Consider the following 13,926-nt stretch of genomic DNA (forward strand, 5'->3'; position numbering starts at 1 on the left):
CATCATGGCGGTTACACTTAACCCTAATCTCCTGCTAGTCGTACCACTGGCGCCCTTGGCGGGCGCCGCTGTGGCAGGCTTGTTAGGAACTAAATTCTTCGGCAACGTAGTCGGTCGCAAGACCTCGACTGCGGCGACCATCCTGGGCGTGCTGGTAGCATTCATCATTTCGGCAATGACGCTGAATGATGTGATCAACGGCGCAAGCTTCAACGGCACCATCTATAACTGGATGACCGTGGCTGGCATGAAGATGGAAGTCGGTTTCCAGATCGATTCGCTGTCGGCGATGATGATGTGCGTGGTGACCTTTGTGTCGCTGATGGTGCACATCTACACCATCGGCTACATGGCGGAAGACGAAGGCTACAACCGCTTCTTCTCGTACATCTCGCTGTTCACCTTCTCCATGCTGATGCTGGTGATGTCGAACAACTTCCTGCAACTGTTCTTCGGCTGGGAAGCCGTGGGCCTGGTGTCCTACCTGCTGATCGGTTTCTGGTACACCCGTCCGACCGCGATCTTCGCCAACATGAAGGCCTTCCTGGTCAACCGTGTGGGTGACTTTGGCTTCATCCTGGGTATCGGCCTGCTGCTGGCCTATGCCGGTTCGATGAACTACCAGGACGTGTTTGCCAAGCGCGAAGCGCTGGCCGCACTGACCCTGCCAGGCACCGACTGGATGCTGCTGACCGTGGCCTGTATCTGCCTGTTCATCGGCGCGATGGGTAAATCGGCGCAGTTCCCGCTGCACGTATGGCTGCCGGACTCGATGGAAGGTCCTACCCCGATCTCCGCACTGATCCACGCGGCCACCATGGTGACCGCAGGTATCTTCATGGTGTCGCGCATGTCGCCGCTGTTCGAACTGTCGGACACCGCGCTGAGCTTCATCCTGGTGATCGGTTCGATTACCGCGCTGTTCATGGGCTTCCTGGGCATCATCCAGAACGACATCAAACGCGTGGTGGCTTACTCGACGCTGTCGCAGCTGGGCTACATGACCGTTGCACTGGGTTCGTCGGCCTATTCGGTGGCCGTGTTCCACCTGATGACCCACGCCTTCTTCAAAGCGCTGCTGTTCCTGGGCGCCGGTTCGGTCATCATTGGCATGCACCACGACCAGGACATCCGCAACATGGGTGGTCTGCGTAAATACATGCCGATTACCTGGATCACTTCGCTGCTGGGTTCGCTGGCGCTGATCGGTACGCCGTTCTTCTCGGGCTTCTACTCGAAAGACTCGATCATCGAAGCCGTGGCCGAGACCCATATCTGGGGCGCAGGCTTTGCCAACTTTGCCGTACTGGCAGGTGTCTTCGTGACCGCGTTCTACTCGTTCCGTATGTACTTCCTGGTGTTCCACGGTAAAGAGCGTTTCGGCCAGGCGCATGCCCACGGCCATGACGACCATCACGCTCCGGCTGCCGCCCATGGCGCGCACGACGACCACGCCCACGATGACCACGGTCACGACGAGGAAGACGATCACGGCCACCACGGCCTGGCCCCAGGCCAGAAGCCGCACGAGTCGCCATTCGTGGTCTGGTTCCCGCTGGTGATGCTGGCCATCCCATCGGTGATCATCGGCGCGCTGACGATCGGCCCTATGCTGTTCGGCGACTTCTTCAAAGGCGTCATCTTCATCGGCGAAAACCACAAGGCGATGGAACTGCTGGCAGAGGAATACCACGGTCCGGTGGCGATGGCGATTCACTCGCTGACGTCGGTGCCACTGTGGCTGGCGATTGCTGGTGTCGCATTCTCGTACTACTGCTACATGATCAATCCACGCGTACCGGCATGGTTCTACGCCAAGTTCAAGGCGATCCATACCCTGCTGGACAACAAGTACTACATGGACAAGTTCAACGAGATCGTGTTCGCAGGCGGCGCCCGCCTGCTGGGCAACGGCTTGTGGAATGTCGGCGACAAGACCCTGATCGACGGCCTGCTGGTCAACGGCAGCGCCAAAGTAGTCGGCTGGTTCTCCTCGCTGACCCGCCTGGCGCAGACTGGTTACATCTACCACTATGCGTTCGTCATGATCCTCGGCATTCTGGGGTTCCTGGTCTACTTCCTGCCGTTTTGGCACGCTTAATTAGCTGATACGCAAAGAGATAACGATAACCATGATGTCAACAATATCTTCATTACCTCCGTACCTGAGCCTCTCGATCTGGCTCCCGATCCTGTTCGGCCTGATCGTGCTGGCCACAGGCCGCGACAGCAACGCCGGCTTTAGCCGCGTGCTGGCGTTGATCGGCTCGATCGTCAGCTTCGGCGCGACGATTCCGCTGATCACCAACTTCAGCAATGCCGCCCACGGCATGCAGTTCGTGGAAAAAGCGCCGTGGATCGAGCGCTTCAACATCTTCTACTCGCTGGGCATTGACGGCCTGTCGCTGTGGTTCGTGCCGCTGACCGCCTTCATCACCATCATCGTGGTGATCTCGGCCTGGCAAGTGATCCAGAAACGCGTAGCCCAGTACATGGGCGCGTTCCTGATCCTGTCCGGCCTGATGGTCGGTGTGTTCTGCGCCATGGACGGCCTGCTGTTCTACTTCTTCTTTGAAGCGACCCTGATCCCGATGTACATCATCATCGGTATCTGGGGCGGCGACAACCGCGTGTACGCGTCGTTCAAGTTCTTCCTGTACACCTTCTTCGGCTCGCTGCTGACGCTGGTGGCGATCGTCTACCTGTACAACCAGACCGGTAGCTGGGACATCCTGCAGTGGCACAAAACGCCGCTGACGATGAAAGAGCAGATCTTCATCTTCATCGCCTTCTTCATGGCGTTTGCCGTGAAAGTGCCAATGTTCCCGGTTCACACCTGGCTGCCGGACGTCCACGTGGAAGCGCCAACCGGCGGTTCCGCCGTGCTGGCCGCCATCATGCTGAAACTGGGCGCGTACGGTTTCATCCGTTTCTCGCTGCCGATCACGCCGGATGCATCGCACTACCTGTCGGGCTTTGTAATTACCCTGTCGCTGATCGCCGTGATCTACATCGGCCTGGTGGCGCTGGTACAGAAAGACATGAAAAAGCTGGTCGCCTACTCGTCGATCGCGCACATGGGCTTTGTGACCCTGGGCTTCTTCGTCTTCAATAACATGGCAGTGCAGGGCGCCATCATGCAAATGATCTCGCACGGTTTCGTGTCGGGCGCGATGTTCCTGTGCATCGGCGTACTGTACGACCAGGCCCACTCGCGTCAGATCGCTGACTACGGTGGTGTGGTCAACAAGATGCCGCGTTTCGCTGCCTTCTTCATCCTGTTCTCGATGGCTAACTGCGGTCTGCCAGCTACCTCCGGCTTCGTCGGCGAGTTCATGGTGATCCTGGGCGCCACCCAGTTCAACTTCTGGATCGGCCTGCTGGCAGCAACCGCACTGATCTTTGGCGCAGCGTACTCGCTGTGGATGGCCAAGCGCGTCATCTTCGGTAAAGTGACCAACCACCATGTGGCTGAACTGGTTGACCTGAACGGCCGTGAATTCTTCATGCTGGGCATTCTGGCAGTCGCCACGCTGTACATGGGCCTGTACCCAGCACCATTCACCGACACGATGCAAACCTCGGTCGCTGACCTGCTGGCACACGTCGCACACAGCAAGCTGCCTTAAGAAGAACGGAAACACATAAATGACTACACCTATGATACAAGAGGCCGTCAACCTGGTCCCGGTCTACGCCGAGATCGCAGTGCTGATCGGCGCCTCGGCCATCCTGCTGATCGACATGTTCCTGTCCAAGGCACAGCGTTCGATCACTTACGTGCTGTCGCTGCTGACGCTGGTGCTGTGCGCCGGCCTCAGCTACTGCGACTTCGCTTCGGGCGCGACGACCTATACCTTCCACGGTATGTTCGTCTCCGATCCGATGGCCAACCTGCTGAAACTGTTCACCTACCTGACCGTGGGCATGACGCTGGTGTATTCGCGCCAGTACGCGGATGACCGTGGCATGCTGAGCGGTAACCTGGGCGGCGAGTTCTACGTGCTGGCGCTGTTCGCCATGCTGGGCCAGCTCATCATGATTTCCGGCTCGAACTTCCTGTCGATCTACCTGGGCGTGGAACTGATGTCGCTGTCGCTGTATGCACTGGTGGCGATGCGCCGCGATAACGTGCGTGCCACCGAAGCAGCGATGAAGTACTTCATCCTGGGTGCCCTGGCTTCCGGCTTCCTGCTGTACGGTATGTCGATGCTGTACGGCGCGACCGGCACGCTGGACATCCGTGGCATCTCGGCAGCGATCGATGCCGGCACCATCAACAAGACCATCCTGGTATTCGGCATCGTGTTCCTGGTGGCTGGCCTGGCCTTCAAACTGGGCGCCGTGCCATTCCATATGTGGGTACCGGACGTCTACGACGGTTCGCCGACGGCAGTGACCCTGCTGCTGGGCGGTGCGCCGAAGATCGCCACCTTCGCCATCTGCATCCGCCTGCTGGTGGAAGGCCTGCTGCCTATGGCATTCGACTGGCAGCAGATGCTGCTGGTGCTGGCCGTGCTGTCGCTGGCCATCGGTAACATCACCGCGATCGCCCAGACCAATATCAAGCGTATGCTGGCGTACTCGACCATCGCGCAAATCGGCTTCGTGCTGCTGGGCCTGCTGTCGGGCGTGGCAGGCACCACCGACCGCAGCGGTATCGCTGCGGCTTACAGCGGCGCCATGTACTACGTCATCACCTACGTGCTGACCACCGTTGGCACCTTCGGTACGCTGATGCTGCTGTCGCGCGCCGGTTTCGACGCCGACAACATCGCCGACTTCAAAGGCCTGAGCAAGCGCAGCGGCTGGTTCGCAGTGGTCATGACCATCCTGCTGTTCTCGCTGGCCGGCGTGCCACCGATGATGGGCTTTGCCGCCAAGTTCGCCGTACTGAACTCGGTGCTGGGCACCGGCCAGATCTGGCTGACCGTGTTTGCGGTGATGTTCTCGCTGATCGGCGCGTTCTACTACCTGCGCGTGATCAAGGCCATCTGGTTTGATGAGCCGGCCGACAATACCCCAATCGCCGCTTACGGCGACGTCAAGCTGGTGCTGAGCCTGAACGGCCTGGCCATCGTGGCACTGGGCATCCTGCCTGGCCCGCTGCTGGCAGCCTGCCTGACCGCCATCAAAGTGACCCTGGCCACCTGATGGATACCGCCACCGCCGGCTGGTTGGTGATCGCAATTGCTATTGCGGCCGCCAACCTGCCGTTCTTCAACGACAGGATCTTCGCCATCGTCGGCGGCAAATGGCAGCGCAAGCCGCTCGCCATCCGCCTGCTGGAAATGACGGCGCTGTATCTTGTTGTTGGTGCGCTTGGCTTCACGCTCGAAGCCAACATCGGCACCCGCTTCCCGCAGACCTGGGAGTTCTACGCGATCTCCGCCTGCATGTTCCTGGTACTCGGCTTTCCCGGTTTCACCGTTCGTTACCTGCGCAAGCCTCACGGCTGATACACTATCGTTCTTCAACGATGTGGAGCAGGAATGGACAATCTCAAAGAAACCCGTGTAGACGGTGAGCTGGCCTACCAGGGCCGCTTCCTCAAAGTCCAGCGCGACACCATACAACTCCCGGACGGCAAACGCACCACGCGTGAATACATCCTGCACCCCGGTGCAGTGGTGATTTTGCCGCTGCTGGATGACGGCACCGTGCTGATGGAACGCCAGTACCGCTATCCGCTGCACGACGTGTTCATTGAATTCCCGGCCGGTAAAATCGACCAGGGCGAAGACCCGCTGCTGGCCGCCAAGCGCGAGCTGGAAGAAGAAACCGGCTACACCGGCGGCGAATGGCAATTCGTCACCAAGATCCATAACGCGATTGCGTATTCGGACGAGCACCTCGACCTGTACCTGGCGCGCGGCCTCAAAGCCGGCGCAGCCAAACTGGATGAAGGCGAGTTTCTCGAAACCTTCACCGCCACCATCGACGAGCTGCTGCAGTGGGTGCGCGAAGGTAAAATCACCGACGTCAAAACCGTCATCGGCATCTTCTGGCTGGACAAGCTGCGCGCGGGTGACTGGAAGCTATGAGACTCTGGCTGGCGTTCGTCTGCCTGCTTGCCGCTGCCGGTGCGCAGGCGGCGGAGCGCACGCCATTCCAGGTCCGCTGTGAAGATACGATACGCAAATCGGTGTCGGTGCTGTCGGCCAGGCAGGAAGGCTACACCATCAACAACCAGCTGCCATACCGCGCACTGACCGCGCGTACCGGCAGCATGGACCGTCGCATGGAGACACTGGGCCTGACCATCACGCAGGGACAGCACCGGGCCAAGGTCAGTGGCGTGGTGCTGCAGGACCCTGCCAGCGGCTATGAGTGCATCGCACCGCAGGTCGAGATCGAGCTGTATTATTCGCCGGTGCGGATTTACGTCGGCAACGAGTTCGCGCCGGGCACCTGTGCGTACAAGGAGATCCTTGACCACGAGATGCGCCACCTGAAAGCGCACACCGACAATCTGGCGCGCGTGGAAGCATTGGTGCGCGATGCGCTCAACAAGCGTTTCGGCGGACAGCCGATGTACGCACCTTCCGGCACCGCGCGTTCGGCGCTGGAGCATGAAGTGAACAGCACCTGGTTCAACTTCATCCGCGATGAATTTGAGAAGGGCAAGGCCGAGCAGGAAAAGATCGACTCGCCCGCAGAATACGCCCGCCTGGGCAAAGCATGCAATGGCGAGATCGCCGCGATCCTCGCGCGCCGCCGCAGATAAAGAGAGTTATGACTACGCATCAACCACCGCAACAACGACGCTATTTTGCGCTGCTGCCGGCCGCCGGCGTCGGCGCGCGCATGGCGGCCAACGGGCCGAAACAATATCTGACGGTCGGCGGCAAGCCGATGCTGCGCCACGCGGTAGACGCGTTCCGCGCCAGCCCGTTGGTCGCCCACACCTACGTGGTGGTCAGCCCTGACGACGGCGTGATCGACTCCGTGCTGCCTGCTGATCTGGAGGGCGTCACCGTCCTGCGCTGCGGCGGCGCCACGCGCATGGACTCCGTGCTGAACGGCCTGCGTGAACTGGCCGGCGCCGTGGCCGGGCATGACCTCATCATGGTGCACGATGCCGCACGTCCCGGCCTGACGCCGGCCCTGATCGCAAAACTCATTGACGGCGTCGGCGACGACCCGGCGGGCGGTCTGCTGGCACTGCCGGTGGTGGACACCATGAAACGCAGCGCCCCTGGCGCCGACGGCATCAGCGTCAGCGCCGCGACCGTGCCGCGCAACGGCCTGTGGTCCGCGCAGACGCCGCAGATGTTCAGCTACGCGCTGCTGCTGCGTGCCCTGGGCAGCGCGCCGGACGCCAACGCCATCACCGATGACGCCAGCGCCGTCGAAATGCTGGGCTATGCACCGCGCCTGATCGAGGGCCATCCACGCAATCTGAAAGTAACGCTGCCAGCGGACATCCGCATCGCCGAGATGTACCTGGCCAGCAATGAGGACTAAGGAAGACTGATATGAGCAAACTCCCATTCCGCATCGGCCAAGGCTACGACTGCCACGCGCTGGTGGAAGGCCGCAAACTGATTATCGGCGGCGTCGACATCCCGCATCATCTGGGCCTGCTGGGCCACTCAGATGCCGACGTGCTGCTGCACGCGATTACCGACTCCATCCTGGGCGCTGCCGCGCTGGGCGACATCGGCAAGCACTTCCCGGACACCGACCCTGAATTCAAAGGTGCAGATTCGCGCAAGCTGCTCAAGGAAGCCGCCAAACGCGTGGTCGCCACCGGCTACAGCATCGGCAATATCGACTGCACCATCATCGCCCAGCGTCCAAAAATGGCGCCGCACATCATGACCATGCGCGCCAACATTGCGGAAGACCTGGGCGTGGACATCAGCCAGGTCAACGTCAAAGCCAAGACCAATGAAAAACTGGGCTATCTGGGACGCGAAGAGGGCATCGCCGCCGAATCGGTCGCCTTGCTGATCGCCGCGTAAACAGCGAGCCGTCCTTGATCGACAGCCTGCCCATACGTTCGCTACGCGCCGCGCTGCACCGGCGCATGGAGGCGCTCGGGCGGGGCGATCAAGGCTTGCAGGACTGGCGTAACCGTTTGCTGGATGGCTTGTGCGCGGTGGCGTTCTGGCTTGGCCTGTTCGCCATGCTGCCCAGCATGTGGGCCAGCGCGCGCCAGGGGCATTGGACGCTGGTCGCGACCGACGTCATCTCGGTCGCCGGAATGGCGGTGCTGAACTACCGGCGCGATATCCCTTACCGTTTGCGGGCTTCCGCGATTCTGGGCATCGCCTATCTGATTGCGGTGGTGCTGCTGTTTTCGATTGGGCCGCTATCGCAGATCTATCTGTTGGCGGTGCCGGTACTGTGTACGGTATTAATCGGCACCGTGGCTGCGATGGCGGCGCTGCTGTGGTGTAGCGCGACGCTGTTCGTGGTTGGTTATTTCGGCGGCATCGAGCCCGGTCTGGCGGTGGTGGTGGTGAGCCAGGCCGCGCACTGGGCCATCCTCAGTGTGAACTTCCTGCTGATCTCCACGGTGCTGACCGTGTCCTGCACCTATCTGCTGCATGGACTGGACCGCGCACTGGCGCGTCAACGCGCGATCCATGCGCGCAGCCTGGACAATGAGGTGCGTTACCGGCAAACGCTGGAAGCGCAAATTCTTACGCTGCATGCGCGCGAAGCGGACCTGCGCGCATCGCAGGCGCGCTATGCGGAATCGCTGGCGGCGCAGCGGGCGGCCGAAGTGTCGAATCAGCTCAAGAGCGATTTCCTGGCGATGATCAGCCATGAAGTGCGTACGCCGCTGGGCGGCGTGATCGGCATGCTGCGCTCGTCGCTGAAGGATACCCAGCTTGTCTCCAACACGCGTGACAAGCTGCGTCTCAGCTTGAGCAATGCGGAAGTGCTGCTACAGATCATCAACGACATTCTTGATTTCTCGCGTCTGGAAGCCGGCAAGATGCCGCTGGAGACGCTGGACTTCGACCTCCACACGCTGCTGCATGACGTCGTCGGCTTGCTGGCCGACCGTGCGGAAGCCAAGGGCATCTCGCTGATCGCCGAAATCGGACCGGCGCTGCCGGCCTGGTGGCGCGGCGACCCGACAAGACTGCGGCAGATCATCGTCAACCTGGTCGGCAATGGCATCAAGTTCACCGAGCATGGCGAAGTGCGCGTGAGCGCGGCCGAGCACAGTGGCGGCATTGTCCTGACCATCAGCGACAGCGGTATCGGCATTGAAGCGGAGGCACTGGGCCGGCTGTTCCAGAAATTCGAACAGGCCGATGCCGCCACCTCGCGCAAATACGGCGGTACCGGCCTGGGACTCGCGATCTGTAAAAACATCGCTGTTGCGATGGGCGGACGCATCGAGGCCAGCAGCGAACCAGGCGTCGGCAGCGTGTTCCGCGTGTACCTGCCGCTCGAACGCGGCACGCCAACGGCGGCGCGCGCGGAAGAGCAGCGACGCCCCCACTCGGCGCGTCTGGCCGTGCTGTGTGCCGAGGATGGGACTACCAATCAAATCATACTGCGCGAACTGCTGGGCGATATGGGCCACATGGTCACCATCGCCGAAGACGGTCAGGCGGCACTGGAACAGCTGGCAGCGCACGATTACGACCTGGTCATCATGGACGGCCGCATGCCGCGCATGGACGGTATCGCCGCCTTGCAGCGCCTGCGCGCGGGACGCGATGGCGTGCGCAATCCGGCGATGCCGGTGATTGCGCTGACAGCCAATGCAACCATCGAGGACCGTCAGCGCTTTCTGGCTGCGGGCGCCAGCGGCTTCCTGGCCAAACCGATAGACGAACACGATTTGCATGCGGAGGTCGCACGCCAGCTGGAAGCCTTGCTGGCACAGGGCGAAGCGCTGGTGGGGGAGCAGCGCGCCATGGCTGCAGGGGCGCCGGCACTGGCGGAGCTGGACGCCATGTTTGGCGTAACCGGGCTGCCTGCGGATGGCGCGGACAAATTATTCAGCGCGATCCAGGCCGCATTCCTGATTGAAGGCCCGCGCCTGTTGGCCGCGGCGGAGCAGGGCGCCAACGATGACGATGCCAAGGCAGTCGCACTGGCAGCGCATAGCCTGATGGGCGCTGCCGCCTATCTGGGCGCGGACACGCTGTACGCGCGCTGCGCGCAAATCGAAAAGCTGGCCGACATCGGCGAGCTTGATGCAGTGATTCCGCAACTGGTGAAACTTGCACAGGAGCTGGCGCAGACATTGGCCGAAATGAGGTCATAAAAGTAGAATTGTAATAACAATAATGTTTTATAATCTGTTTTAGGTTTTGATGATTATTTAATATGACGTTTACTCTTCTACGATAGGGCTAGCCATGCATCTGATACCACTCCGTCCGACCGCCTGCGCGGCAGCATTGCTGTTACTCAGCGCACCACTGGCGCATGCCAGCATCGTCGCCTATGACTTCACCGCGACGGTCACCGACATGACCTATTACGCGCACACCTCGCCGACCGGCCCTGGCCCCGGCGTGGTTGTTGGTTCGTCCAGCTATGCGGGTAGCCTGATTACCAAGGGCGATCAGGTGCATGGCCACTTCTTTTATGACACCACGCTGGGTCAGTTCCTGGCGATACCGCCAGCCTTGCCCGACGCCCAGTCGGCGCTGTATGGCGGCCCGGGTTATGCCAACACGCTGGCCGGCGTCAACTACACGGTGGGCAACAACGGCGTGAAATTTGCGTCGGTGGATACGCCGGTGATTTCGGTCATCAACAACCCCTACGTCGATGCGGTGCACATCGTTGCACTGGCGGCCAATGGCCAGACCGGCCTGCAGCAGGAAGTCGGCATCGACTTCATCGATAGCCGTCACCGGGCGCTGAATTCCTATACGCTGCCAGGAGAGATCCGGCCAGCTGACTACACCCAGATGGCCGTCTATAACAGCTTTACCTACGCCTTACGTGACGATGCGCTGAACGTGACAATGGCCATCAATACGCTGACGGCATCGACATACGGCCCTGGACCAGGCCCGACTCCCCCAGTACCCGAGCCGGAAACCTACGCCATGCTGCTGGCTGGCCTGGGCGTATTGGCGCTGCTGGCGCGGCGCAAGGCATAAGCATCTGGCCGTGGTTCTTACATCCTCTTGTAGACGTACAATGGAATGACGACCGGGATGGTGTCGCTTGCTGCATCAGAAGCGATGACCACCCGGTTCGAGTCCCATCTTGTCCACCTGGCGCTTTTGTACGTGAAGATTTTTTGCGCCTCGGAGTCAGCCGACAACCGAAATCCCTGGTTAATGATCTGCGTCTTGAATTTGACAAAATCATCTTTGGCGATCCACCCGTGTACCGGCAGGCACATCACCATCGCAGGCAGACTGCCGACGAAAGCGCCGATCAGGATGGACGGAATCGCCGCAGCGTTTAAATGCAACGCGCTGATGATGAGGTAAGCAACGACAGGCGCGGATAGGTAAATGGCGAGAAAAATACCCCAATCCCGCATGCCAAGAAACGGGTTGTATCCAACGCGGGTTTTGTGAAACATTCGTGACCTTTACGTGCGGTTAAACTGGGCGCGCCCAGCATAACATCTTGCTCGCCTGCAAAATCCTCGGATTCTCACCTTGCGCTACATTGCGCAGTGCTGCCTGGCTCAATCGTGCGGTTTGCATTTTGACGCTTTGGATGCGGGCGCCAGATCGACTTGCGACTCTTTGCCCGCACTGACACCGACCTCGCGCGCGGCATGGTGAGGGCCGCCCTCGATAATCTGGTAGCGGCCGGGCTTCAGGCCTTCCGCGCGGTAGCTGCCGTCGCACTTGGCCATGATGCCGGTGATTTCGCCAGTCGCCAGATTGGTGACGACGATCTGTGCGCCGGCATCGGCAGCGCCGGCAATGCTGCCGGTGTTGTCTGCGGCCAGGGTGGAATTGGTGAGCGCGAACAGCGCAGCAAAGATCAGTTTTTTCATGATTCAGTGTGATGGAGTTAAAAGAAGTTGTAAGCGATCCTTTGCGCCGGAAATCCGCTCCAGTTGCGGATAGCGCAGTGAATCAAAATAGGGGATGCTGACGGTGCGGGACGCACCATCCGCTTCAAAGCTCAATTCGATCGGCTGCTTGAGCGCAGCCGCATCGCGGATGGCCTGTTTCAGCAGCTCGTCGGTGTATGGCTGGCCACCCACAGCGACCAGTTTCGCGCCCAGGCTGATGCCCGCCTTGAATGCCGGCCCCTCCCACGCCACGCTTTTCACCGCGCCTTTCCTGCCCACGAATAGCCCGATTGAAGTCGACAGGTCCATGCCGCCCAGATCCGCTTCGTACTGCGTGAAGAACGCGGTAGGCTGATCGCTGTACACCAGGCGGTAGCCAGCGCGTTTCAGGCCGTCCAGCAGATACCTGTCGTCATGCGCGTTCAGGCGCGTGTTGAAGTAGGCGGGCCAATCGTAAGGCGCAATCCGGTTCAGCGTGTTGCAGACATCTTCAATGGTGTAGGTGCTGATCGTGCGCGTGTTCTGGCCGGCGCCGAAAAATACAGCCGCGAAGTCTTCCATGCTCTTGCGCCCGTCCGTCAACTCCCGCAGCAGCATATCGACATCCAGCCATAACATGACGCCTTCCGGGTAGTAGTCCTCGCGCCGCTGCCAGTCGCGCCAGTGCACAGGTTTGGCTGGCATGTACAGCGCGTCAACCGTGCTGTCTTGCAGCGACTTCCAGGCGCGGCCAGACCGGTGCGCCATCAGCGATGCGTCTACGGCCAGCGCGTCCAGACTTTGCTGGAACGAGCGCATGCCGAGGCGCGGCGTCATCACGTGCGCCCAGAATTCTGTCTGGCCCTCGTAGACCCATAGCAGGCTGCCGCGCATCGGCAGATTCAGATTGGGTGTCCACAAATCGGCGGGCTGGCGCGTACGACCGTTCCAGGAGTGAATGAATTCATGCGCCACCAGATTCGCCAGGAACATCTGCTCCGCCGGATCATGCGCGTAATTGGCCGAGACGTTGATCTCGGTCGATTCCTGATGCTCGACGCCACCGCCGGCCGGCAGCACATCCGACAGCGACATCAGGAAATCAAAATGCCGGTAATGCTGCGAGCGGAAGAGTTGCGGCACAGCCGACGCCATCGCGCTGAATTTGCTGACTAACTCTGGCGGCAGATCCAGCGCCGTCGCCGTGTCGCCGAACAGGTTGAGGTGGACGGCTGGTGCGAGATCCACGCGCTTGTAGTAGCGGCCTGCGTAGACCGGCGCGTCCACCAGTTCTTCAAAGCTGGTGGGCTTGAATGCGACGCGGTTGGCCTGTGCGTTGGCGCTTTCAAGCGAAGTCGCAAACTGGAAGCCGTCGGGTAGCGTCAATGACGCCTGCACGGCGATATTGCGGATGAACCAGCCGGCAGGGTAGAGCGCGACCTTCTGCCACGGTAGCATCAGCATGTCGCGCGACATCAGCTGCGGGCCGGTGGCCGCAGGCAGGTACTGGAAGCTGATCTCCAGCTCGCGCACGCCTGCCGGTACGTCCACATGAAACGCAAATGGATTGACGACATCGCGCTGCCACGCCAATAGCCGTGTTCCAGCTTGGATGATGAGGCCCGCCAGCGGCGCGGCTTCCTGCGTGGCGGAGTGGCTGCCCGTTTCCCATTGCGGATACAGCAGCACGAGCTTGCCCGCTGTCTGCACCGGGATGGTTTCACGCACGCGGAAGATCTTGTGAACGCTGTCGGTCGCATCGACCTGCAGTTTGATCGTGCCTTTAAAAGGGATGTCGCGCGGCGCCTGGATTGCGGGTGCTGGCGGCGCAGGCTGAGGCCCGACGCTGGCAAGCGCCGGTGCGATGCACGCCGTGACCAGCAGGGAAAGGATGGTTTTTTTGATCATGCGGCCTGACTTGCAATATGTATGCCACGTGATAAGCCCTTGGTGCCAGGGCGATGGTGCTGTCCGCG

At 60.8% G+C, this 13,926-nt stretch carries 13 protein-coding genes; 10 read left to right on the top strand and 3 right to left on the bottom strand.

Features of this window, described 5'->3' with window-relative positions; all coding sequences use genetic code 11:
- The first annotated feature begins 4 nt into the window (after nt 1-4).
- The 10 genes from nuoL to GTP58_RS31220 all read left to right on the top strand — a co-directional run bounded on the left by nuoL (nt 5) and on the right by GTP58_RS31220 (nt 11,090).
- Nucleotides 5-2,101 (top strand): NADH-quinone oxidoreductase subunit L, encoded by a 2,097-nt coding sequence (gene nuoL / locus GTP58_RS02835; RefSeq protein ID WP_161076183.1) that lies wholly within the window; start codon nt 5-7, stop codon nt 2,099-2,101.
- A 31-nt stretch (nt 2,102-2,132) separates the two neighbouring features.
- Nucleotides 2,133-3,629 (top strand): NADH-quinone oxidoreductase subunit M, encoded by a 1,497-nt coding sequence (locus tag GTP58_RS02840; protein WP_161076184.1) that lies wholly within the window; start codon nt 2,133-2,135, stop codon nt 3,627-3,629.
- Nucleotides 3,630-3,648: 19 nt separating this feature from the next.
- Nucleotides 3,649-5,154 carry an NADH-quinone oxidoreductase subunit NuoN gene (gene nuoN, locus GTP58_RS02845; RefSeq protein ID WP_072780599.1) on the top strand — a complete coding sequence of 502 codons (1,506 nt, stop codon included), beginning with the start codon at nt 3,649-3,651 and terminating at the stop codon, nt 5,152-5,154.
- A complete protein-coding gene (locus tag GTP58_RS02850; protein WP_072780598.1) occupies nt 5,154-5,459 on the top strand; it encodes a DUF2818 family protein in 306 nt (101 codons plus the stop codon). Before nuoN ends, GTP58_RS02850 begins: the two co-directional genes overlap by 1 nt.
- A 33-nt stretch (nt 5,460-5,492) precedes the next feature.
- Nucleotides 5,493-6,044 carry an NUDIX domain-containing protein gene (locus GTP58_RS02855; protein ID WP_072780596.1) on the top strand — a complete coding sequence of 184 codons (552 nt, stop codon included), beginning with the start codon at nt 5,493-5,495 and terminating at the stop codon, nt 6,042-6,044.
- Nucleotides 6,041-6,727 carry a hypothetical protein gene (locus GTP58_RS02860; protein WP_161076185.1) on the top strand — a complete coding sequence of 229 codons (687 nt, stop codon included), beginning with the start codon at nt 6,041-6,043 and terminating at the stop codon, nt 6,725-6,727. Before GTP58_RS02855 ends, GTP58_RS02860 begins: the two co-directional genes overlap by 4 nt.
- A gap of 8 nt (nt 6,728-6,735) precedes the next feature.
- Nucleotides 6,736-7,467, top strand: coding sequence for a 2-C-methyl-D-erythritol 4-phosphate cytidylyltransferase (ispD, locus tag GTP58_RS02865; RefSeq protein WP_161076186.1), 732 nt, complete (start codon nt 6,736-6,738; stop codon nt 7,465-7,467).
- 11 nt (nt 7,468-7,478) lie between these two features.
- The gene (ispF, locus tag GTP58_RS02870; protein ID WP_072780593.1) at nt 7,479-7,967 is read left to right on the top strand and encodes a 2-C-methyl-D-erythritol 2,4-cyclodiphosphate synthase; all 489 of its coding nucleotides are present in this window, start codon (nt 7,479-7,481) and stop codon (nt 7,965-7,967) included.
- Between the two features lie 14 nt (nt 7,968-7,981).
- The gene (locus GTP58_RS02875; RefSeq protein ID WP_161076187.1) at nt 7,982-10,240 is read left to right on the top strand and encodes an ATP-binding protein; all 2,259 of its coding nucleotides are present in this window, start codon (nt 7,982-7,984) and stop codon (nt 10,238-10,240) included.
- 94 nt (nt 10,241-10,334) lie between these two features.
- On the top strand, nt 10,335-11,090 hold the full coding sequence (locus tag GTP58_RS31220; RefSeq protein WP_229215401.1) for a PEP-CTERM sorting domain-containing protein: 756 nt from the start codon (nt 10,335-10,337) through the stop codon (nt 11,088-11,090).
- 17 nt (nt 11,091-11,107) lie between these two features.
- On the opposite strand, the gene GTP58_RS02885 is transcribed toward GTP58_RS31220, so the two are convergent.
- The 3 genes from GTP58_RS02885 to GTP58_RS02895 form a co-directional block, all read right to left on the bottom strand.
- Entirely contained in the window at nt 11,108-11,524 is a 417-nt protein-coding gene (locus tag GTP58_RS02885) for a hypothetical protein (protein WP_161076188.1), read from the bottom strand.
- A gap of 108 nt (nt 11,525-11,632) precedes the next feature.
- The gene (locus GTP58_RS02890) at nt 11,633-11,950 is read right to left on the bottom strand and encodes a carboxypeptidase-like regulatory domain-containing protein (protein ID WP_161076189.1); all 318 of its coding nucleotides are present in this window, start codon (nt 11,948-11,950) and stop codon (nt 11,633-11,635) included.
- Between the two features lie 3 nt (nt 11,951-11,953).
- Nucleotides 11,954-13,858 carry a M61 family metallopeptidase gene (locus tag GTP58_RS02895; protein ID WP_161076190.1) on the bottom strand — a complete coding sequence of 635 codons (1,905 nt, stop codon included), beginning with the start codon at nt 13,856-13,858 and terminating at the stop codon, nt 11,954-11,956.
- Nucleotides 13,859-13,926: the final 68 nt, after the last annotated feature.

The organism is Duganella sp. CY15W (genome assembly GCF_009857555.1).
Taxonomy (GTDB): Bacteria; Pseudomonadota; Gammaproteobacteria; order Burkholderiales; family Burkholderiaceae_D; genus Rugamonas; species Rugamonas sacchari.